Genomic DNA, 19794 nt, shown 5'->3' with positions numbered 1-19794 from the left:
CCCGAACCACCACCCAGGAGATCACTCGGATCAAGTCTCAGGCGCATACTAAGAAGCGAAAGATCAGCTAGGAGTGTCAAGCATCATCCGATGCCAAAGCGTCAAGCATCAAGTGAGACCAGACATCTCAGCTGTCATCTGGAAGTACGTGTACGGCGGCGGTGTGGGCAGGTAGCTTCGCGGTGTGGCTGATGACGCTGAGCTGACGCGCTGGGTGGTGCATGGCGAGCGGTTGATCTATGACAACCGGTGGATCCGGCTCGGGATGGCTGATGTCGAGATCCCCGGCGGAGAGCGGTTCGAGCATCATGTGGTGCATCTGGATCGGGCTGCCATCGCTGTCGTCGTGGATGAGCAGGATCGGGTGTTGCTGATGTGGCGGCATCGGTTCGTGTTCGACCGGTGGGGGTGGGAGCTTCCCGGCGGGCTGGTCGAGGCCGGTGAGGATCCGATGGCGACCGCGGTGCGGGAGGTGGAGGAGGAGACCGGGTATCGGCCGAAGCGGGTCGAGCATCTGGTGAGCTATCAGCCGATGGCCGGCATGGTGGACTCCGAGCACATCCTGTTCCTGGTGCATGGCGCCGAGCTGGTCGGCAAGCCTGAGGGCGAGGTGGAGGCCGATCGGATCGAGTGGGTGCCGATGGCCGAGATCCCCGACATGATCGCCCGCGGGGACATCTGGACGTCGGGGACGCTGATCGGGTTGCTTCAGGCTCAGCAGCGGCTCAACGGCCGAGAGCGCGGTTGACCGCTCGCGAGAGTTCTTCGATGCGGCGGCGTTGGCGGCGGCAGCCGGTCATGGTGGCCAGCTGCTTGGCGCGCTGGATGTGGGGCTGTGCTGCTTCAGGTTCGCCGGCCGCGAGCAGGGCGTGGCCGAGGTCGCAGCGGACACCTGCTTCGGCGCGGTTGTAGGTGCCGTCCATCCCGGCGAGTGAGCAGCGTAGGTCCTCGACGGTGCTGGGGTCGCCGAAGCGGAGTAGGCAGCTTCCGCGCCAGCGGGCGAAGTGGTGGACGTTGATGGACAGGTAGGGCATGCCCGGGTCACCGTCGCCTTCCGGCAGCACGAGGGCGGCTTGGTCGAGCGCGCGACGGCATGCGTCTTCGTCGCCGAGGATGGCCGCGGCTTCGGCCTCTGCTGCGGCGAGCCATGTTCTGAGGCGGGCGGGGACGCGGTCGCGGTGGGTGGCGTGGATGTGCTGGAGAAGTTCGGCGGCTTCGGCGGGGCGGCCCAGGTCCATGAGGACGTACGCCTGTTCGCCGGAGACGTAGGCCAGGACGGCGGCGTCCTCGGCTTCGCGGGCGGCGGCCTTGGCGCGTTCGTAGTGGTTCCACGCGTCGTTGAGCGCCACGGTGTTGATGGCCTGCCAACCGGCCAGCGAAGCTGTTTCGGCAAGTAGGTGGGCGAGCTGGACGCGGATGCGTGGGCGGACGGCGTGGCGGTGGGCTCGTTCGATCTGGGCCATCTGGGCGTGCATCTTGTCGGCGATGGCGACGCTGCCGAGTCGGCGGTCCTGGAGGCGGAGGTTGTTCGTGTCCGTCCGCAGGATCATGACCATGGTGTCGTCGACGGCTGCGGCGGCCTCCAGGCGGGCGGTGAGTTCGTCGGTCTGCTCCTGGTGCTCGTCGTCGAGGTCTCCTGTCGGGGACGCGGTGTCGAGCGGGGCCAGGCCGAGGAGCATGCGGGCGTGGTCGGGCAGGCCCAGTCCGGTGGCGATGCGTTCGAAGACGGCCAGCTCTTCGATGGGGCCGGCCGTTCCGTTGAAGATCTTGTTGACGCGGGGCTGGGCGATTTCGGTTGCTGATGCGATGCGGACCTGACTGATTCCGCCGTATTTGGCGACCAGGCGGAACAGTCCCGCGATGTCGCGGTTTTTCAGGCTTTCTCGCATATCGTCGCGTTCCCATACCGATGGCGGGAGCTTGATCGGATGGAAACCACTCGCGCGCATGCGACCCTCCGGAACTCGTACTCCGAGATTGTGCATTGCTGTGCGGCGGACTCTATATGCCTCGGCGGTATATCGCCGTGGGATATGTATAAACGGTTGGTCCATTCATGCTCTGCCGCATGACAACTCCAGTCAGGTGCGAAGAATGCGAGGGGCGGGGATGGAAGATCGTCACCCGTCGTGGGCATGTGGCGGCGTCGCGGTTGGGTGCGGCCTCGTCGGTCACCACTGAGTGCCTTCACTGCGATGGGGCCGAGCACGGTCCTGGCGCCGGCGAGGCGTTCGAGTGGGAGGTCCGGGTTCTGTCCGGCCTCGGTGAGGAACTGGGGACGTGCGGTTCGTGCTCGTTCCAGGCGACTGCCATGGATGAGTTGCGCAAGGCCATGCGGGGCATGTCGGTGGACGCCGGCGCGGTGGTGGGGCGGATCGTCCACAGCGTCTACGGGTTCGGGGCCGTGCCGGACGAGGCCACCCGGCGTGAGATCTTCCGGGCCTACCTCGACGCGGCAGGGTCGGTGCGGTTCGAGCGGGTGGCCGAATGACGGCCCCCGTCGTGATCTCGATCGATCCGCGTCGTTCCGCCGAACTGCTCCGGGAAGCGCTGGAGCAGAACGGCGTCAGCGCGGATGTCCATGACGGGTACGGGCTCGCTCTGGTGTCGGTCTGGGTCGGGCTGGTCGTGTGGTGCGACGGTCGTCACTACTGGTGGCGGACCGGCTGGAATGTCGCTCGTCGTCGCGTCATCTATGCCTGGCATCCGGCGGTTGATCCGGTGCGGGCCGCTCGTCGTATCTCCATGCATTATTCGGACCTGCGTAGGACGCAGCCATATTCGGCGTTGATCGACGATCTTGTCGATGGGGTCGAGTAATGACCGGGCTGCGGGTGTCGTGCGGGGTGGGGACGGAGCGTCGCAATTTCTCGCTCGTGCAGCATGCGGTTGTGCGTGGCGCTCTCAAGGCGTTGTGCGGCGAGACGATTCAGCTCGTGGTGATCGGCGATTGGCAGGTGCCGTTCATGCCGACCGTCGCGAGCGCTTGCGAGGAGTGTGTACGCCTCCTGGCGGGGCGTTCTGAGTCCTAATCATGGCCTGACAAGTCTTGGCTCAGCCGGTACTGTACTTATGCGGACAAGCGCAAGAGTGAACGGACGGCCAACATGAGCATGGACTTCGCCCCACCGAAATATGCGCAGGTCATGCAGGCGATCCAGGAGCGCATCGAGTCGGGCGAGTACGCCCCCGGCGACATGCTGCCCTCCGAGACGCAGCTTGTTCGTGAGCTGGGCGTGGGGCGCACCACGGTGGTGCGGGCGCTTCAGACGCTCGCCATGCAGGGGTGGATCGAGCGCGAGCACGGGCGCGGGTCGTTCGTGAAGGGCCGGCCGGAACGCGAGGCCGAGACCGTCCGTCCGGGCCTGGGTGCTGCTGAGCAGGGAGAGAGCGCCGACAGTCTTGTTGAGGTGGCGCGGGTTCCGGCGCCTCGGCATGTCGCGAAGTTGCTCGGGGTCGCCGAGCGTACGCCGGTGATCGTTCGCAAGCGGGTAGCTCGTCAGGCGGATCTCGTCTCGGCGGTGGAGACAGTGTGGGTACCGCTGGAGATCGCAGTGGGGACCGACCTGGACAAGGCCGAGCCATTGCGGGGCGGCATTCGCAAGCACCTCCAGGCGGTCAAGCACGTGAGGTTCGATCGCATCACCGAGCGGCTGTCCGCGCGTAAGCCTACGAAGGACGAGGCGGAGCTGCTGGGCTCGGCCAATCCGGTGCTCGGCGTGACGGCGACTGTGCACGACCCTGCGGGGAACGTCCTGTTGGCCATGAGTCTGGCGCTGCCTGGCAGCCTGCATGAGCTTGAGGATGTCTACAAGGTGAGGTAATTCTTACCGCGCCACTCCGGCTCAACCACTTGTGCGGACGAGTGGCCACAGCCTACTCTCAACTCATGCGGACAAGTGGACGAGCGAACGAAGGGCTCTCCACCGCTATCGAGAGGAACCACATGGCAATCCAGGGACCCATTCCCGTCAGCTACACCATGGTCTTCCCGCACGGCTGCTACATCGTCGGCGAGGTCGAGCCCGTCAAGGACTTCGACGCCTCGTCCAACGGTCGCTTCGTGCAGGCCCGCGACAAGCAGACCGCAGAGCTGGTCTGGCAGGTCGCGGTCATGGACGGTGACCCGACCCTCAAGCCCACCCAAAAGACCGTCGCGGTCAAGATCCTGGCCCCGGTCCAGCCCGTGCCGCCGCAACCTATGCCGGGGCTGCCGTTCACGCCGGACGAGTTCAACGGCATCGCCATCACGCCTTACGTCAACGCAGCCGGCCGCCTCGCGTACTCGATCAAGGTTCGCGAGATGTACGCGCCTCGCCAGATTGCCCAGCCCGCTCAGAACAAGGCTTCGGCCGGAAAGGACGCCGCCTGATGGCCCGACGCCGTACCCCGCGCAACAGCGTGATCCGGCTGACCACCGGGCACGGCGCCCGCATCCTCAACCACCCGTTCGCCCGCCGTGAGCCCGTCCTGGCGCTCGACTTCGGTGCCACCTCCGTCCTGGTCACCACCAACGGACCTGTGACGGTGGAGGATCTGGAGTTCGCCCGCCAGCTCGCTCACGCAGCCAACCGCTTCGCCCGATCCATCGAGCGCAGCTTCTACGGCCTGCCCGACGGCAAGGGGGTCGCAGCATGAGTGACCGCCCGTACACCTACGTCACCGTGTCACTGGAGCCGGAGTCCACGCCGCACGTCTGCGTCTCCTTCCACACGCCCACGCTCAAGGTTCGCGCTGGTCTCCTGCTCAGTAGGCCGCGCCCGTACCTGGAGCTCTACTCCCACGAGGCGAACGTCCACATCTCCACCACGGGGGCCGGGCCGGTCACCGACGCCGACCTGAACACCGCCCGCGAGATTTTCAACGCCGCCGCCCGCTACCTGGCCGAATGCGAGCAGTTGCACACCGAACAGGCCGACAAGGACGCCACCGACCCGGCGACCTGACGTGAGGCGGGGCCGCTGGAAGCGGCAACTTCCGGCGGCCCCTCGGTTCTCCCCTGACTCCACATCACGAGAGGTTCCAAGCTTATGTTCAAGCGGCTGCCTGGCGACGAGGCGCGCAACCTCGTCTCCACCACGCCCGACACGGCCGTCGTCTTCCGCCCGACCGTGGTCAAGACACCCGCAATCCTGACCATCGTCATCCTCATCGGTAGCACGGTCGCCAGGCTCGTCCGTACGATCTGGCGTCACCCCATCGCGACCGCCATCCTCGTCGCCCTCGGCGCTCTCTGGTATGTCTACGGCTGGCCCGTGGCGGCGTCCCTGTCCGGGACCGTCGTCATGGCCCTGGCCTCCTGGGCGTTCCTCGACCGACCGTCCTTCGCCCGTCTCGTCGGCTACCGGCTGCTGGCCTGGTGGCGACTCGTCTGGATCTACCGGCGACACTGGCAACCCGTCATGATCGTCTCCGGTCTCGGCCGTCACATCCGAGGCCGTGACTACCTGCCCCGGCTGGGCAAGGTCACCTGTACCTCGTGGGCCGACGTGGTCACCGTGCGCATGCTCAAGGGCCAAGCCGTCAAGGACTGGGCCGATCGCACCGACCACCTGGCCCATGGCTTCGGCGCGAAGTCGTGCCGCGTGGCGCTGTCTCACGCCGGGCGGCTGACGCTGACCTTCCCACGCAGCGATCCACTCGCCTCTCCCCTGCCGGCGCTCGCCATACCGAACGAGCCGACAGTGGGACCGGTCGAGATCGGCAAAGGCGAGGACGGGCGGCCATGGCGACTCAAGGTGCACGGCACCCACGTCCTCGTCGCAGGGGCGACCGGGGCCGGCAAGGGGTCGATCATCTGGTCCGTCATCCGTTCCCTACTCCCTGCCGCCAGCGTGGGCCTGGTCGAGTTGTGGGCGCTGGATCCCAAACTCATGGAGCTGTCCTACGGCCGCGCCTTGTTCGGCGATCGGTACGCGGCCACTCCCGAAGAGTGCGCCGACCTCCTGGACGAAGCCGTGTGCGTCATGCAGAAGCGGGCGGCTCGGTTCGCCGGACTCCAGCGCTCCCACACCCCCACCATGGTTGATCCGTTCGTCCTGGTCGTCGTTGACGAGGTGGCGTTCCTGACCGCTTACCAGTCCGACCGGCAACTCCGGCAACGCATCTCCGCAGCACTGGCCACCCTGACCACCCAAGGCCGCGCGGTCGGTGTCGGCGTCATGGCCGCGCTCCAGGACCCGCGCAAAGAGGTCATGAACATCCGCAACCTGTTCCCCGACAAGATCGCCCTCCGGCTCGATGAGTCCGAGCAGGTGGACATGGTCCTCGGCGACGGCGCACGCGACCGGGGCGCCCTGGCCGACCGCATCTCAACTGTCCCGGAACTGGGTGCAGGTGTTGGCTACGTCCGGCTGGAAGCCAGCCCCGAACCCGTCCGGGTCCGCGCCGCCTACGTCTCCGATCACGACATCCGCGCCATGGTCGACGCCTACGCCCCGAACGGGGAGGCCGCGTGAAGATCTGCTTCCACGGCACCGCCGACGAAATCGGCCGGGTCGCCGGTCGCCCCCTCCTGGTCCTGCTGACCGCCCGTGATCTGCCCCGTATGCGGGTCTTCGAGCTCTACCAGCCTCACGTCCACGCCTCCCCCTCCCACGAGCACTACCGGCTCTGCGCCGTGATGACCGAGACCATCGACGAAGGGAGGACCGCGTGACCCATCCGCACGACCGCGCCCTACCCCGAGCCATCCGCCAAGCCATGCCAATGGCCCGAGATGTACTCGTGGAGGTCGCCAAGCTCCACGGCGTCTGCATCCGGCCCGTCCCGCTGCGGCGGCTCGACATCGTCACCGGCAAGTCCGAGATCATCGACGTCCCGTGCGGGGCTGTCCTCGCCAGCAAGTGCCCGCCGTGTGCCAAGCGCAACCGGCAGCTCCGCATGGCCCAATGCCGCGAGGGCTGGCACCTCGACATCGAACCCACGATCACACCCGACGAGCCGAACGAAGAACAGCGCTGGCTGATCGAGTTCCGCGCCGACATGCAGGCCAGACGGGATGCCGCCGAACAGGCCGGCGACGACACGACCGACCTGGACGCCGTCCTGTCCGGCCTCGATGACGAGATCAACACCGCTGGCATGCGTGGCAGCGTCACCGGATCCGCGGTGCCCAAGCGCACCCGATCAACCCGCCGGCGGCAGGACGCCCCCGACCTGCCCAAGCGCAAGATGACCAACACCACCCTTGGACGCACCTTCACCAGCACCGATGGCAAGACCTACCGGCCGTCGCTGTTCGTCACGCTCACCCTGCCCAGCTACGGCAAGGTCCGCGACGGCGTCCCGATCGACCCCGACACCTACGACTACCGGCGCGCTGCCCGGGACGCGCTGCACTTCTCCAAGCTGGTGGATCGGTTCGTGCAGAACCTTCGCCGGGTCGCGGGCTATGACGTGCAGTACTTCGCCTCTGTGGAGCCTCAGAAGCGGCTCGCGCCGCACCTGCACATGGCCATCCGGGGGACCCTGCCGCGCGCGGAGATCAGGCAGATAGCTGCGGCCACGTATCACCAGGTGTGGTGGCCACAGGCTGACGAAGTCGTCTTCGACGGCGATCATCCGTCTGTTTGGGACGAGGAGGCCGGCTACCTCGACCCCGCTACCGGCGAGGTACTGCCCACCTGGGACGAGGCCCTTGACGCTCTGGACGAGGACGCCGAACCCCTCCACGTTCTGCGCTTCGGCGATCAGGTGGACGTGCAAGGTGTTCTCGCCGGTACACCGGACGCCGATCAGTGCATCCGGTATCTGTCCAAGTACCTGACCAAGTCCATCGGCGACGGCCTCGACGGCGGCCAGGCCCAGCGCGAGCATGCCGCGCGCATGGTCGATGCCCTGCGCTACGAACCCTGCTCGCCGTCCTGCCCGAACTGGCTGCGCTATGGCGTCCAGCCCAAGAACGCCAAGGCGGGGATGGCTCCGGGACAGTGCCGTAGCAAGGCACACAAGCCTGAACACCTCGGCTACGCCGGCCGCCGGGTCTTGGTCTCCAGGAAGTGGTCCAACAAGACGCTGGCCGAGCACAAGCGGGACCGCCGTACCTGGGTCCTGGAAGCCCTCGGCCAGGCCGACGAACCCACCGACCCACACCGTTACATCTGGCGCCCCGTCCCGGCCGGAGACGCCAACGTGCCACCACTCGCCATACGCCTCCTGCGCACCGTCGCCGAACGCCAACGGTGGCGAGCCCACATGGCCAGGCTCCAAGCCCAGGCAGACGGTCGAGATCCATCAGAGATCCGAGAGGAGGCGGCATAGATGGAGCCCCTGTTCTATCGCCCAAAGGATGCGGCCGCACTGCTCGGCATGAGCCGGACCGCAGTCTTCCGCCTCATCAAGAGCGGCGAACTCCAGTCCATCAAGGACGACGGCTACCGCCTCGTTCCCCGTTGGGCCCTGATCGAATTCGCTCGGGCTCTGGAGCTCAAGGCCGGACTCGTACGAGAGGAGGGCGCGGCGTGATGGCGAAGAAGCCGAACGGGCGCTCCTCCATCTACCTCGGGCAGGACGGCTACTGGCACGGCTGGGTCACCATCGGCATCAAGCCCGACGGCTCACCTGACCGTCGTCACCGGATGGCCAAGACGGAGGCCGAGGTAACCCGCAAGGTCGCCGAGTTGGAGGGCAACCGCGAGACCGGGCAGGTCACCAAGCCGGGCCGGGTTCCCACGGTCGCCGAGTGGATGACCGAGTACCTGGACGTGATCTGTGAACGACTCGTCGCCTCGGGGAAGATGGCTCCGCGCACGCTGGCGGACTACCGATCCAAGACCCGTCACTGGATCATCCCGCTTCTCGGCCGGCACCGGCTGAACCGGCTCACCCCGGAACACCTCGACACGGCGTACACGACCATGCTCGACAAGGGGCTGTCCACAAGCACGGTCCTCAAGGTGCATCGCATCCTCTCTCGCGCCCTCAAGGTGGCCGTCCGGCGGGACAAGGTCACCCGGAACGTGGCAACCCTCGTGGAGGCGCCCGCGGCCGCGGAAACCGAGATCGAGCCACTGACGCGCGAGGAGGCCCGCCGCATCCTCGACGTCGCCAGAACCAAGAGGAACGGGACCCGCTGGTCTGTCGCGCTGGCGCTCGGCATCCGCCAGGGCGAGGCGCTTGGACTGCGTTGGTCGTACATCGACATGGAGACGGGTGAGATCCGTGCCTGGTTCCAGGTGCAGCGCCAGGAGTGGCGGCACGGCTGCGACGACCCGCACACCTGCGGCGAGAAGTGGCACCGCCGGCCGTGCCACAAGAAATGCAAGATCCACGGCCATCGGCCAAGCTGCAAGCCGGACTGCACCCAAGCGGGCCACGTCTGTTACAAGCGGCCCTGCCTCAAGGACTGCATCGGCCACGCGGACAAGTGCCTCAAGCGGACGGGCGGCGGCCTGGTCTTCCGGCAACGCAAGGGCAAGAGCAAGCTCACCCTCCAGTGCCCACCTGAACTCCTCGCCCAACTGAAGGCACACCGCGAGATCCAAGACCTTGAGCGTGAAAAGGCGGGGGACCGCTGGGAAGATCACAACCTGGTGTTCGCCACCAAGCACGGCACACCGATCGAACGCACCGAGGACTGGAAGATCTGGAAAGCCATCCTCAATCAGGCCGGCGTCCGGGACGTCCGGGTCCACGACGCCCGGCACACCGCCGCGACACTCCTCATCGAGCAGGGTGTGAATATCCGTGTCGTCCAACAGGTTCTCGGCCACACGAGGGTCACGACCACCGAGCGGTACACCCACGTATCCACACCCTTGATGCGCGACGCGGGGGCGCGCCTGGCGTCCGCACTCTGGGGAGAGTCATAGCCGTTGCAACTAGCACTGCAACTACGACGCCCGGAAAGATCGAAAGGCCCTCCCCCCGAGTTCGGGGAGAGGGCCTTTCAGCTGCGGAGGATCGGGGATTTGAACCCCGGATGGTGTTGCCACCAAACCGCATTAGCAGTGCGGCGCCATAGACCTGACTAGGCGAATCCTCCTGGAAGCCATTGCGGCTCAGCACAGCGTACCGGCCTTCTGGCGAGGCAGCAAAGCGGTTCCGCGCCGCGCCTTCACCAAGAGTTATCAACAGCCTGTGGGTAACCGGCTGTGGATGAAGCCCGCCCCATGCTAGGACGGGCTTCCGGGCTGTGGAAAACCGGCCTCAGGCGGGGTTCGCCTCGCCCTCGATCTCAATCTTGACCTTCTTGCCCACGAGCACACCGCCGGCCTCCAGGGTCTGGTTCCAGGTCAGGCCGAACTCCTCGCGGTCGAACTCGGTGTTGATCGAGAAGCCCCATACCGCGGCGCCCCACGGGTTGGTGCCGGCGCCGCCGTACTCGACGGTGAGCTCGACCTGCTTGGTGACCTCGCGGATCGTCAGGTCGCCGACGACGGTGAACTCGTCGCCCGAGTGGCCGACCACGCGGGTGCTGCGGAAGGTGATCTCGGGGTACTTGTCCACGGCGAGGAAGTCGTCGCTGCGCAGGTGGCCGTCGCGGTCGCCCACACCGGTGTCGATGCTGGCGGTCTGGATCGTCAGCTCAGCCGTGGACTCCAGCGGGTTCTCCGCGATCGTCACGGAGCCGCTGAAGGCGCCGAAGCTGCCGCGGACCTTGCTCACCATCATGTGCTTGACCACGAACCCGATGCGGGTGTGGGCCACGTCGAGGTTGTACGTGCCGGCGGCGGGGATGGTCAGGGACTCCCACGTGCGAGTGCTCATCGGGTTCTCCTTGGGAACGTTGCTGTGCGGATGTCTGCGGCAACAAATGTCTACACGAGGAATATTCCGCAAGTCAACTAACGTCGGTTAAGCTATGGACGTGAAGCACATCGATGACCCCAGGCTGACGGCGATGGGCCTGCTCGCCGAGGTTCACGCAGGTCTGACGGCCCGGATGCAACCCGTGTTCAGCACGGCGGGGTTGTCGGGCATCGACTTCGAGACGGTGATCCGCCTGGCCAGATCGCCGCGGCAGGCGTTGCGGATGACCGACCTGGCCGCGCAGACCGGCCTGTCCACGAGCGGTGTGACGAGGGTCGTCGACCGGCTCGAACGGGAGGGCCTGGTGACCAGGCAGGCGTGCGCCACCGACCGCCGGGCCTCCTACGCCGCGCTCACCGACGAGGGACGCGAGCGGCTGGCGAGCGTCCTGCCCCAGCACCTCCAGGACATCGAGGACAGCTTCACCGGGCTCCTCAGCGAGGACGAGCTCGCCGCGTTCCTGCGCGCGCTCCGCAAGATCAGAGAGGTCGTACGCCCATGTGCGACGGCCGGCGCCGAGGAGACCACCCCCGCCCTCCACTGAGGCTACGAGGAGATCCCCAGGGCCCCCCTGAGCTTGGCCATCGCGCGCGACACCGTGCTCTTGACCGTGCCGACGCTGATCCCGAGCGTCCTGGCGATCTCCGGCTCGGTCATGTCCTCGTAGTAGCGCAGCACGATCGCGGCCCGCATGCGCTCCGGCAGCTCCTCCAGCGCCTTCTCCAGCAGCTCGTGCACCTCGCCGCACACCGTCGTGTCCGTGGTGTCCGCCGTGGCCACCTCGGGCAGCTCGTCCGACGGGTACTCCTCCAGCTTGCGCCGCCGCCACTGCGAGATGTTGATGTTGACCATGGCCCGGCGGACGTACCCGTCCAGCGCACCCCGGTCCTCGATCTTCCCCCACGCCAGGTACGTCTTGGCCAGCGCGCTCTGCAACAGGTCCTCCGCGTCGAGCGGATGCCCGGTGAGCTGACGGGCGGCGCGCAGCAGCGCGGGACCGCGAGCCATGACGTACTCGCGGAACTCCTCTTCCCACCCGGTGGTCTGCATCGTGGCCAGAATCGCAGCCTGATGCCCTTTTGTGCCCGAACCACAATCCAGGTTTCGGTCCGACGAAGACAAAGGTCAGTCAAGGTCGGTGGCGGAATGTTCGAAGGCGGATGTCAACTACCTTCCCCGGGGATGCGTATTTTGCTCTCATCTGTTCGCCGCGGCACGAGGCGCTCCGGAGTCATGTGAACCTAGTACCTGACGAGGGAGGGCGGATGGGCTATCCGAACGTCGAGCGCCGCAGGGTGCTCGCGGCGGCGGCGCTTGGCCGCGACCCCGGCATCGCCGGCCCCGACCCGGCCGACGGCCAGCCGTTGCGCGCCGTCGTCGGCGAGATCCTTGACGTCAGTCCACATCTCATCACCGTCGAGACCCCCGAAGGCGCCGAGGAACGGCTCGTGATCGCGCCCTGGGCCACGGCCTGGCACGGCGCGGAGATCGCGCCCGCCGACCTCCCGGTGGGCTCCATGGTGCTCATGCGCACGCTGCGTGACGGCCGTGTGGTCGAGCGGATCTGGGCCGACACCACCCGGCTCACCGGGACGATCCTGTCGATCGAGGGGCGTAAGGAGCTGACGGTCGAGCTCGACTGCGGCTCCCACCGCGGCCACCGGACGATCGTCATCCCCTACCCGGCCACGGGGCGGCTGCAGGTGCGGCATCCGAAGTTCGAGCCGGGTTACCTGTTCGACGCGATCGGCATCAGGCGCGACGGCTCCGCCCTCGCGCTGCTGCCGGCGACCTCGCAGCCCGCCTACCGGTCGGGCGCGGTGCCGGCCCCGCCGGTCGCGTACGCCGGGACGCAGTCGCGCATCTCCGGCACGGCCACCTGGTCCGACACGTTCGACGAGGAGGAGCGCGGCGCGGCGTACCCGATGCTGGAGCGCGTCGACACCGGCTGCCCCGACGCGGGGCTGTCCTGCGCCGGTCTGCCCTACCTCGCCATCGGCTCGCTGATCCAGGTCAGGAACATGTGCGCGGACCGTGCCGCCAACCTGCCGGTGGTCGCCTGCGGCTGCCTGGCCGGGCGGTTCTGCGACCGCTGCGTCGAATGCGACACCTCGCCGCGCGGGCGTGTCGCCGAACTGTCGCCCGCCTCGTTCGTGGAGCTGGGCGGCGAACTGGTCAAAGGCTGCTTCAACGCTCAGATCGGATTGGGGTGACGGGCGTGCTCGAATCGCAGATGCCGATCCTGATCGTGCTGCTGGTCCTGGGCACCGGCGCCAAGGTCGTCACGGTGTGCAAGGGCGGGGAGCCGGGCGCCCTGTCCAGGCTGGGCCCGGCCGTGCTCATGCCCGGCCGTATGCAGGCGCCCTCGCTGCTGGTCTGCGGGGCCTGCGAGCTGGTGCTCGCGGGCGGGCTGCTGCTCACCACCGCGCCGATCTTCAGGTGGGGCACTGTCTGCTTCTTCGCGATGTCCACGTACGTGCTGGTCGAGCTGCGCAGGCGGCGGCCGGACGCGGGCTGCGGCTGCTTCGGCGAGGTCAGCTCGGCGCCGGTCGGCATGCGTTCGATCGGCCGGACCGTCGTACTGACCGGAATGTCGGCGTTGTCGGTCGCCGCGCCGGTGTCGGGCTGGGCGGCGATGGGCCGTCCGACATGGCTCATGGCCGCGGGGGTGGCCGTCCTCGTGCTGCTCTCCCCCGAGATCGAGGAGCTGTTCGACCGCGTACGGTACCGCGCCCCCTGCGAGCAGCGCCCCGGCCCCGCCGAGCAGGTCATGTTGTCCAGGCTCAGGTCCAGCGGCCCGTGGCGGGTGCATCAGGACGTGCTGGCCTCGACGGAGCCGTACGACAGCTGGCGTGAGCTGTGCTGGCGCTTCTTCGCCTTCACCGGCCGTGACCGGGACGACGTGGTCTTCGCGGTCTACCTGAGCGGACGGCGCCCGGCGGTGCGCGTGGCGGTGGTCGCCAACGACGGCAGCGACGCTCTGCCGGAATATACGCCAGTATCGGCCCAGCGCTAGAGAGCCCTAGATTTCGCTAGCCGGGCATGACGGTACAGCTCTATTGGGCTGTCTAGCTTCCCCACTAGACAGCCCAATAGAGGTCTAGGGGCGGCGCTCAAATGGGTTGAGACCGCAGGAACCTTCCGAAGTGCGGCACCGTGAACGCGATCAGACCGCGCTCGGCGCTGTAGATGAGCCCTTTCTTGATGAGACTGTCGCGGGCGGGCGAGAGACTGGACGGCTTGCGCCCGAGGGCGTCGGCCACGTCAGCGGTGGCGACCGGTTCGTCGCCGATCTGCGCCATGGCGTGCATGTAGTCGCGCTCGGCCGGGGTGGCCCGCTCGTAGCGGCTGCCGAAGAAGCCCACGGCGAGCTCCTCCTCGGCCTCGGGCGCGGAGACCTTGACGTCGTCGAGGGTGATCGGACTGCGCGGCGCGAGGTCCCAGGCGACCTTGCCGTAGGCCTGGACGAAGTACGGATAGCCGTCGGCGGCCTCGTAGAGCGCGTCGAGGGCATCCTGGGTGAACTCGACCCCTTCCTCCCGCGCGGGGAGGATCAGCGCCATGTCGGCCGCCTCACGGTCGAGCTTGTCGATGCGCGCGTAGCGGAAGAGCCGTTCGGAATAGCTCTTGCTGGCCGACAACACGCTCGGCAGGTGCGGCAGCCCCGCGCCCACCACGATCAGCGGGCCGCCCGACTGGGACAACTCGTGGCAGGCGGCGCAGAGCGCGGAGACGTCGGCGGGCTGCACGTCCTGCATCTCGTCGATGAACAGCGCGATGCCCACACCAAGGTCGGTCGCCACGCTCGCCGCGTCGACGAACAGCTCGGTGAGGTCGATCTCCAGGTCGCCCGAGTCGGCGCGCCCGCGGCTGGCGGGCACCTCGATGCCGGGCGACCAGTGGGACGTGCCCTTGGCCGCGGCCGGGTCGCGCATCGCGAACGCCTTCAGCACGCCGAGGAACTCCTCGATGCGCTCGGGCGCGCGATGGCGGGGGGCCAGCTCGCGGATGGCCATGTGGAGGGCGGCCGCCACGGGACGCCTGATCGACTGGTCGGGCCGGGCCTCGATCTTGCCCGTGCCCCACAGCCGCTGCATGGCCATGGACTTGAACGTGTTGAGCAGGACGGTCTTCCCGACACCGCGCAGGCCGGTGACGACCATGCTGCGCTCGGGACGGCCTCGGGCGACCCGCTCCAGCACCACCTCGAACTGCTGCAGCTCACGGTCGCGCCCGGCCAGCTCAGGCGGACGCTGGCCGGCGCCGGGGGCGTAAGGATTGCGCACAGGGTCCACGCTCTCGGACTTTATTGCCGGATATAGCGGCCGTCTTAGATTTGGGAAGAAAGTGCTACGGCGTGTCCGAGCCGGGGCGGTGGCAAGCATCGTCATCGGACACACCCCCTCTCACCAGGCCGAACCCTTGTTCGATTTCGATACCCAGAACTGTAGCGCGGACTCGAACACGCATGCGATGGTTTCGAGTAAAAGATCTTTGCAACAGTCCGGAACGCCCGTGCGTCTGGGTGTTGTGGAGTTCGAGGAGTTCGTGCAAGCGCGTGGCGCCGCCCTGCTCCGGTACGGATATGTGCTCACCGGGAATCCCGACGACGCCGCCGACCTCGTGCAGGAGGCGCTGCTCAAGCTCGGCGACACCTGGCGCAAGGTGCGCAACAAGGACAACCCGGAGTCCTACGTACGCACGATCATGACCCGCCAGCACGTGAAGCGGGTGGTCCTGGTGCTGCGGTACTACGAGGACCTGTCGGACCAGGAGATCGCCGACATCCTCGGCATCTCCCGCGGAACCGTTCGCAGCCAGGCGTCGCGCGCGCTGCACACGTTGAGGATCCGGCCGGCTCTGCTGGAGAGGGAACGGGCATGAGGACCGAGAAGGACCTGACCGAGACGCTTCGTACCGCGGCGGACCACGCACCGGAGCCGGGCGGGCTGCTCGCCGGGGTGGAGGGGCACCGGCGGCGGGGGCGGCGGCGGCGTACCCAGGGGCTGGCCGTCGCGACGGCGGTGGCGGCCGTGCTCGCGACCGGCACGGTCATGGCGGCGAACGGACGGCAGGCAGCCGCGCCACCTCCGGCGGCGCGGCCCTTCCCGCAGGCGACGGCCGTGCCCCTGGAGCAGGTGTGGTCGCGGGCCGTCGTCACGATGCCCACCATGCGGGCCGACGGCCTGCGCCGCGTCCCGGTCACCGCGCTCGACGCCACCCGGATCCTGGCCGTCGCCGGGCCCAGGGCCGACACGATCCGCGCGATCGAGGTCTACGACACCACCACCCGGACGTTCCGCGAGATCACCGACATATCGGTGCCGCCAGACATGAGGACCTACCGCCCCCAACCGCCGGCGCTCGACGGGCTGAACCTCGCCTGGCACGTGAACGCCGTACGGAAGGACGGCACGAAGGTGCGCGAGATCTGGACGGTCCCGCTCGCCGGCGGCGAGCCCCGACAGATCGCCGCGATGACGGGAGAGCACCTCCGGATCGAGCGCATCGCCCTCGACGGCGACCGCATCATCTGGTCGGAACGGACCGGCGGCGTGTGGTGGATGCCGCTCACGGGCGGCGCCCCCAAGCGCTTTCCGGGCAGCGAGGGCCTGCACCTCGTCAAATGGCCGTGGGCGAGCGACGTCGCCGACCTCGAGGACCGGAGCCAGACCAGGGTCGTGAACCTGTCGACCGGCCGCCCCGCCACCAAGGACGTCGTCGCGCCCCTGGACGCCCTGAGGCTGCGCTGCGGCCCGTCCTGGTGCCAGGGCGTACGGGGCGGGCGCACGTACCTGCAGCGCGTCGACGGCAGCGCCGCGGCCGAGCCCCAAGGACTCGGTCTCGTGCCCAGGTTCAGCGACTACCCGGCCCTCGACCGCTTCGTGGTGACCGGCAGCGCGGTCTACGACGTGAGGACCGGCACGCTGGCCACGTACGACCGGCCAGGCATCTGGTGGGGGAACTTCATGTCCGCCGAGCCCAGCGCGACCATGTACTGGAGCGAGCGGGCCAACGAGTACCGGGTGCTCAACTTGGCAGCCGTCCCGCCCGCGCAATAGCGTTCGGGACCATGCGGACCTTCGCGAACGTACAGGAACTCAAGGCGGCCGTGGGCGAGACGTTCGGCCCGACCGAGTGGCGCACGATCACTCAGGAGCAGGTCAACCTCTTCGCCGACGCCACCGACGACCACCAGTGGATCCACGTGGACGTGGAGCGCGCCAAGGAGGGGCCCTTCGGCGGCACGATCGCCCATGGCTACCTGACCCTGTCGCTGCTGCCGACGTTCATGTTCGAGATGGTGCGCGTCGAGAGCATCGTGATGGGCGTCAACTACGGGCTGAACAAGGTCCGCTTCCCCCGGCCGGTGCCGGTGGGCGCGCGGGTCCGGGCCGTGGGCGAGCTCACCGACGTCAAGGGCACCCCGGCCGGCTACCTGGCCAACCTGAAGATGACGATCGAGATCGAGGGCGAGCGCCGGCCCGCGTGCATCGCCGAGTCGCTCAGCCTGTACGTCCCCGCCGAATGATCATCGCAGCGAGATGACGATCCCCGCCACCGCGGCCAGCCCGATCAGCCCGAGATAGGCCAGTACGAGCCGGGTGTCCCTGAGCAGGCACTTGCTCCGGGTCAGCCCGGCCCGCCGCGCCTTCCAGTACCCCGCGAACCCCAGCGCCGCGAACCCGAGCACCGCCCACGGCCCGAGCAGCCAGGCCAGCAGCGCCACGGTCGCGTACACGCACAATCGGAGCGGATCGTACGGCTGGGCCTTCACAGGATCACCAGCCCCGGCTTCGAGGCGACCGCGGACAGCCGCTGCCGCGAGAGCTGCGGCCACGCCTGCACGGCGCAGAACGGCGCACACTGGTCCTGCTCGGCCCGCGTGCCGACGTGCACGCAGCACTGCGTGAGCCGCTCCTCGATCATGGTCGAGATGTCCATGAACGGCTTGACCGTGATCCGGACCACCCGCTCGCCCAGCATCCTGCGCAACTTCTTGCGCCGGCCGGGCAGCGCCGAGGAGGCGAGGGTGAGCAGCGTGGCGACGCCGAGGTCGCAGTTCTCGCAGATGTCGCGCCACAGGTCGCCGATCTGCGGGTGGGACAACGACGACTGCTCCGACAGCAGCCCGAGCAGCGACTCCTGCACGGCGAGTCGCAGCTCGCGCGGGATCTCGCTGTCGGCGATGCGGTTGGAGACCAGGCCCAGGTTCTCCTTGAGGCGGTCGTGGCCGATCAGGGCGACCAGCGAGCGCCACTGCTGCGCGTCGTCGCGGATGAGGTAGCCGACCGAGCAGCAGTGGGGGTGCGAGCAGGGCAGGGCGGTCAGGTCGCGCCAGGTCACCAGGCCGTCGGTCTGCGGGCCGAGCCGCTTGAGCACGCCGGTGTGGGTGAGCCGGTCGGACGGGTCGATGACCCCCGACCGGCCCGAGCCGAACTGGGGTTGCAGCGACACGCCGCCGACGAACGGCGTGTCGAGCGCGAGGCGCACGACGTCGCCGATCTCCTCGTCGTTGACGCCCAGGGCCGCGGTCATGACCAGGGTGGTGAAGATCTCCCGCTCCGACAGCCGCCGTACGGCCTCCGCCTTGATCTTGCGCAGGTCGCCGCCGCGGTGGTGCTTGGACGCCTCGGCCGACGAACCGTCGTACTGGAGGTAGACCTCCACCCGGTCGCGGTGCTCGGTGAGCAGGTCGAGCAGCGAGTCGTCGCGGGCGACGAGCACGCCGTTGGTGTTGATCAGGATGCGCGTGACGGGCCGGCTCACCAGCTCGGCGAGCAGGGTCTTCAGCTCCGGGTGGAGCGTGGGCTCGCCGCCGCTCAGCATCAGGACGTCGAGCTTGCCGTTCTCCCTGGCCAGGCGCTGGTCCACGTTCGCCAGGACGTCGGCCACCGGGACGACGCCGGTCAGGTCGGGCGAGCTGTCGGCGAAGCAGGTGGGGCAGCGCAGGTTGCACGCCTCGGCGATGTCTTCCAGGAGGATGCAGGTGTGCTGGGTCTGCATCTCGGGCAGACCGCTGAGGTACGCCGCCGGGATCGGGGTGAAGTTTCCGGAGACGTCAGGGATGTGCTGCTTGGTGGGAGCGGTCCACTCTTCCAGGTAGGAGAGGATTTCCGGATCCTCGTCGTACATCGTCCGGATCAGGCCGTGTTTGCGGCAGCCGCGTTCCAGCCAGACCTTGCCGTCGCGTTCGGCCAGGTAGCCGCTCAGCCGTTCGACCTGGTCCAGGTCCTGGCCGTGGCATTTCGGGCAGAACGCGTTGACGTACCGGAGGATGCGGTCGCCCCGTAGCCCCATCCCTGCGCTCATGTCATGACCTTCCGCTCGAAAAGGGCATCGTAATGGCCGCGCCGCCAGCCGTACGCGAGTCTCAGCGTGAGCAACGCCAGGCCCGGGATCAGGAACCATTGCGGCCCGGTCAGGTCGAGCCACAGCGTCTCGTTCGCTCTGGTGAACTCGACCAGGAACCGGAAAACGGCATATCCGGCGAGATAGAGCGTGAACAGCTCACCCGGCTCGGTCAGACGCCTGCGCGCCCACCGCAGCACGACGAACGCGGCGAGCTGGAAGACGATCTCGTAGACGAACGACGGGTGCATGGCCTGGCCGGTCAGGCATCCGGGGCATTCCGGGGTGGCCGGCGGCGCGTGCACGCCCCAGGGCAGGTCCGTGGGCCGGCCGGGGGCCTCGGTCAGGTGACAGCCGATGCGGCCGATCGCCATGCCGAGCGCCACCGCCGGGGCGAACAGGTCGCCGGTACGCTCCTTGTAGCCGATGACCTTCTTCGCGACGAGGACGCCGACGTACGCGCCGGTCAGGCCGCCGAGGATGCTGCGGGAGCCGTACAGCCAGAGGTCGGCGAGGTTGAGGGTCTCCAGCCAGCCCGCCAGGCGCATGCCGATCGCGCCTCCGACCAGGGCTCCGGTGACGGCGACGAGCGACTGTTCGTTGAGCGCGCCCCTGGCCCTGGCCTCGCGGACGAAGACCACCGAGGCCACGAAGACGCCGAGGCCGACGAATAGCTCGTGGTACGGCATG

General features: G+C 68.1%; 25 protein-coding genes and 1 tRNA gene. 18 read left to right on the top strand and 8 right to left on the bottom strand.

Annotation, left to right across the window (positions count from 1 at the left end):
* Positions 1 to 217 precede the first annotated feature (217 nt).
* Positions 218 to 748 carry an NUDIX hydrolase gene (locus DMB42_RS51895; RefSeq protein ID WP_125649541.1) on the top strand — a complete coding sequence of 177 codons (531 nt, stop codon included), beginning with the start codon at positions 218 to 220 and terminating at the stop codon, positions 746 to 748.
* On the opposite strand, the gene DMB42_RS51890 is transcribed toward DMB42_RS51895, so the two are convergent.
* Positions 726 to 1949 (bottom strand): XRE family transcriptional regulator, encoded by a 1224-nt coding sequence (locus DMB42_RS51890; RefSeq protein ID WP_125649527.1) that lies wholly within the window; start codon positions 1947 to 1949, stop codon positions 726 to 728. The genes DMB42_RS51895 and DMB42_RS51890 overlap by 23 nt on opposite strands.
* A gap of 362 nt (positions 1950 to 2311) precedes the next feature.
* Here DMB42_RS51890 and DMB42_RS55845 point away from each other — a divergent pair, with 362 nt between their 5' ends.
* From DMB42_RS55845 to DMB42_RS51835, 11 genes are all read left to right on the top strand, one after another.
* Positions 2312 to 2491, top strand: a complete 180-nt coding sequence (locus DMB42_RS55845; protein WP_260478438.1) for a hypothetical protein — start codon at positions 2312 to 2314, stop codon at positions 2489 to 2491.
* Entirely contained in the window at positions 2488 to 2820 is a 333-nt protein-coding gene (locus tag DMB42_RS51880) for a hypothetical protein (RefSeq protein ID WP_125649522.1), read from the top strand. The genes DMB42_RS55845 and DMB42_RS51880 overlap by 4 nt, the downstream gene beginning before the upstream one ends.
* Before the next feature lie 287 nt (positions 2821 to 3107).
* Entirely contained in the window at positions 3108 to 3824 is a 717-nt protein-coding gene (locus DMB42_RS51875) for a GntR family transcriptional regulator (protein WP_125649519.1), read from the top strand.
* 122 nt (positions 3825 to 3946) lie between these two features.
* On the top strand, positions 3947 to 4372 hold the full coding sequence (locus tag DMB42_RS51870) for a plasmid replication, integration and excision activator (protein ID WP_125649515.1): 426 nt from the start codon (positions 3947 to 3949) through the stop codon (positions 4370 to 4372).
* Entirely contained in the window at positions 4372 to 4638 is a 267-nt protein-coding gene (locus DMB42_RS51865; RefSeq protein ID WP_125649512.1) for a hypothetical protein, read from the top strand. The genes DMB42_RS51870 and DMB42_RS51865 overlap by 1 nt, the downstream gene beginning before the upstream one ends.
* Positions 4635 to 4946 carry a hypothetical protein gene (locus tag DMB42_RS51860; RefSeq protein ID WP_125649509.1) on the top strand — a complete coding sequence of 104 codons (312 nt, stop codon included), beginning with the start codon at positions 4635 to 4637 and terminating at the stop codon, positions 4944 to 4946. The genes DMB42_RS51865 and DMB42_RS51860 overlap by 4 nt, the downstream gene beginning before the upstream one ends.
* An 84-nt stretch (positions 4947 to 5030) precedes the next feature.
* The gene (locus tag DMB42_RS51855; protein ID WP_125649506.1) at positions 5031 to 6458 is read left to right on the top strand and encodes an FtsK/SpoIIIE domain-containing protein; all 1428 of its coding nucleotides are present in this window, start codon (positions 5031 to 5033) and stop codon (positions 6456 to 6458) included.
* Complete coding sequence (locus tag DMB42_RS51850; protein ID WP_125649502.1) at positions 6455 to 6658, top strand: hypothetical protein; 204 nt, start codon at positions 6455 to 6457, stop codon at positions 6656 to 6658. Before DMB42_RS51855 ends, DMB42_RS51850 begins: the two co-directional genes overlap by 4 nt.
* A 44-nt stretch (positions 6659 to 6702) precedes the next feature.
* A complete protein-coding gene (locus tag DMB42_RS51845; protein ID WP_260478441.1) occupies positions 6703 to 8262 on the top strand; it encodes a helitron helicase-like domain-containing protein in 1560 nt (519 codons plus the stop codon).
* Complete coding sequence (locus DMB42_RS51840) at positions 8263 to 8466, top strand: helix-turn-helix domain-containing protein (RefSeq protein ID WP_125649497.1); 204 nt, start codon at positions 8263 to 8265, stop codon at positions 8464 to 8466.
* On the top strand, positions 8466 to 9812 hold the full coding sequence (locus tag DMB42_RS51835) for a tyrosine-type recombinase/integrase (RefSeq protein WP_260478440.1): 1347 nt from the start codon (positions 8466 to 8468) through the stop codon (positions 9810 to 9812). The genes DMB42_RS51840 and DMB42_RS51835 overlap by 1 nt, the downstream gene beginning before the upstream one ends.
* Before the next feature lie 84 nt (positions 9813 to 9896).
* Here DMB42_RS51835 and DMB42_RS51830 read toward each other — a convergent pair.
* Both DMB42_RS51830 and DMB42_RS51825 read right to left on the bottom strand, forming a co-directional pair.
* Positions 9897 to 9985 (bottom strand) — tRNA-Ser (locus tag DMB42_RS51830).
* Positions 9986 to 10149: 164 nt separating this feature from the next.
* Positions 10150 to 10710: a YceI family protein gene (locus DMB42_RS51825; protein WP_125649494.1), complete on the bottom strand. Its 561-nt coding sequence runs from the start codon at positions 10708 to 10710 to the stop codon at positions 10150 to 10152.
* Between the two features lie 94 nt (positions 10711 to 10804).
* Here DMB42_RS51825 and DMB42_RS51820 point away from each other — a divergent pair, with 94 nt between their 5' ends.
* A complete protein-coding gene (locus DMB42_RS51820) occupies positions 10805 to 11296 on the top strand; it encodes a MarR family winged helix-turn-helix transcriptional regulator (protein WP_125649491.1) in 492 nt (163 codons plus the stop codon).
* A 2-nt stretch (positions 11297 to 11298) separates the two neighbouring features.
* Here DMB42_RS51820 and DMB42_RS51815 read toward each other — a convergent pair whose 3' ends face one another.
* A complete protein-coding gene (locus tag DMB42_RS51815) occupies positions 11299 to 11802 on the bottom strand; it encodes a SigE family RNA polymerase sigma factor (RefSeq protein WP_125649488.1) in 504 nt (167 codons plus the stop codon).
* Positions 11803 to 12017: 215 nt separating this feature from the next.
* On the opposite strand from DMB42_RS51815, the gene DMB42_RS51810 reads away from it, so the two are divergent.
* Together DMB42_RS51810 and DMB42_RS51805 are read left to right on the top strand one after the other, a co-directional pair.
* Positions 12018 to 12965, top strand: coding sequence for a hypothetical protein (locus DMB42_RS51810; protein WP_125649485.1), 948 nt, complete (start codon positions 12018 to 12020; stop codon positions 12963 to 12965).
* A 5-nt stretch (positions 12966 to 12970) separates the two neighbouring features.
* Positions 12971 to 13768, top strand: coding sequence for a MauE/DoxX family redox-associated membrane protein (locus DMB42_RS51805; RefSeq protein ID WP_260478437.1), 798 nt, complete (start codon positions 12971 to 12973; stop codon positions 13766 to 13768).
* 97 nt (positions 13769 to 13865) lie between these two features.
* Here DMB42_RS51805 and DMB42_RS51800 read toward each other — a convergent pair whose 3' ends face one another.
* Positions 13866 to 15047 (bottom strand): ATP-binding protein, encoded by a 1182-nt coding sequence (locus DMB42_RS51800; RefSeq protein WP_125649479.1) that lies wholly within the window; start codon positions 15045 to 15047, stop codon positions 13866 to 13868.
* A gap of 220 nt (positions 15048 to 15267) precedes the next feature.
* On the opposite strand from DMB42_RS51800, the gene DMB42_RS51795 reads away from it, so the two are divergent.
* From DMB42_RS51795 to DMB42_RS51785, 3 genes are read left to right on the top strand one after another with little or no spacing between them, the layout of a single operon-like run.
* Positions 15268 to 15636, top strand: a complete 369-nt coding sequence (locus DMB42_RS51795; protein WP_260478436.1) for a SigE family RNA polymerase sigma factor — start codon at positions 15268 to 15270, stop codon at positions 15634 to 15636.
* On the top strand, positions 15633 to 16814 hold the full coding sequence (locus tag DMB42_RS51790) for a hypothetical protein (protein WP_125649476.1): 1182 nt from the start codon (positions 15633 to 15635) through the stop codon (positions 16812 to 16814). The genes DMB42_RS51795 and DMB42_RS51790 overlap by 4 nt, the downstream gene beginning before the upstream one ends.
* A gap of 11 nt (positions 16815 to 16825) precedes the next feature.
* Complete coding sequence (locus DMB42_RS51785; RefSeq protein WP_125649472.1) at positions 16826 to 17284, top strand: MaoC family dehydratase; 459 nt, start codon at positions 16826 to 16828, stop codon at positions 17282 to 17284.
* Here the strand turns inward: DMB42_RS51785 and DMB42_RS51780 are convergent, their stop codons facing one another.
* From DMB42_RS51780 to DMB42_RS51770, 3 genes are read right to left on the bottom strand one after another with little or no spacing between them, the layout of a single operon-like run.
* A complete protein-coding gene (locus DMB42_RS51780; protein ID WP_185845328.1) occupies positions 17285 to 17530 on the bottom strand; it encodes a hypothetical protein in 246 nt (81 codons plus the stop codon).
* Positions 17527 to 19065 carry a radical SAM protein gene (locus DMB42_RS51775; RefSeq protein WP_125649466.1) on the bottom strand — a complete coding sequence of 513 codons (1539 nt, stop codon included), beginning with the start codon at positions 19063 to 19065 and terminating at the stop codon, positions 17527 to 17529. The genes DMB42_RS51780 and DMB42_RS51775 overlap by 4 nt, the downstream gene beginning before the upstream one ends.
* The gene (locus DMB42_RS51770; RefSeq protein ID WP_125649464.1) at positions 19062 to 19793 is read right to left on the bottom strand and encodes a prolipoprotein diacylglyceryl transferase; all 732 of its coding nucleotides are present in this window, start codon (positions 19791 to 19793) and stop codon (positions 19062 to 19064) included. Before DMB42_RS51770 ends, DMB42_RS51775 begins: the two co-directional genes overlap by 4 nt.
* Position 19794: the final 1 nt, after the last annotated feature.

The sequence above is a fragment of the Nonomuraea sp. WAC 01424 genome, assembly GCF_003947315.1.
GTDB lineage: Bacteria > Actinomycetota > Actinomycetes > Streptosporangiales > Streptosporangiaceae > Nonomuraea > Nonomuraea spiralis.
Note: the sequence above shows the minus strand (reverse complement) of the source record. Positions and strands in the feature narration are given on the sequence as shown.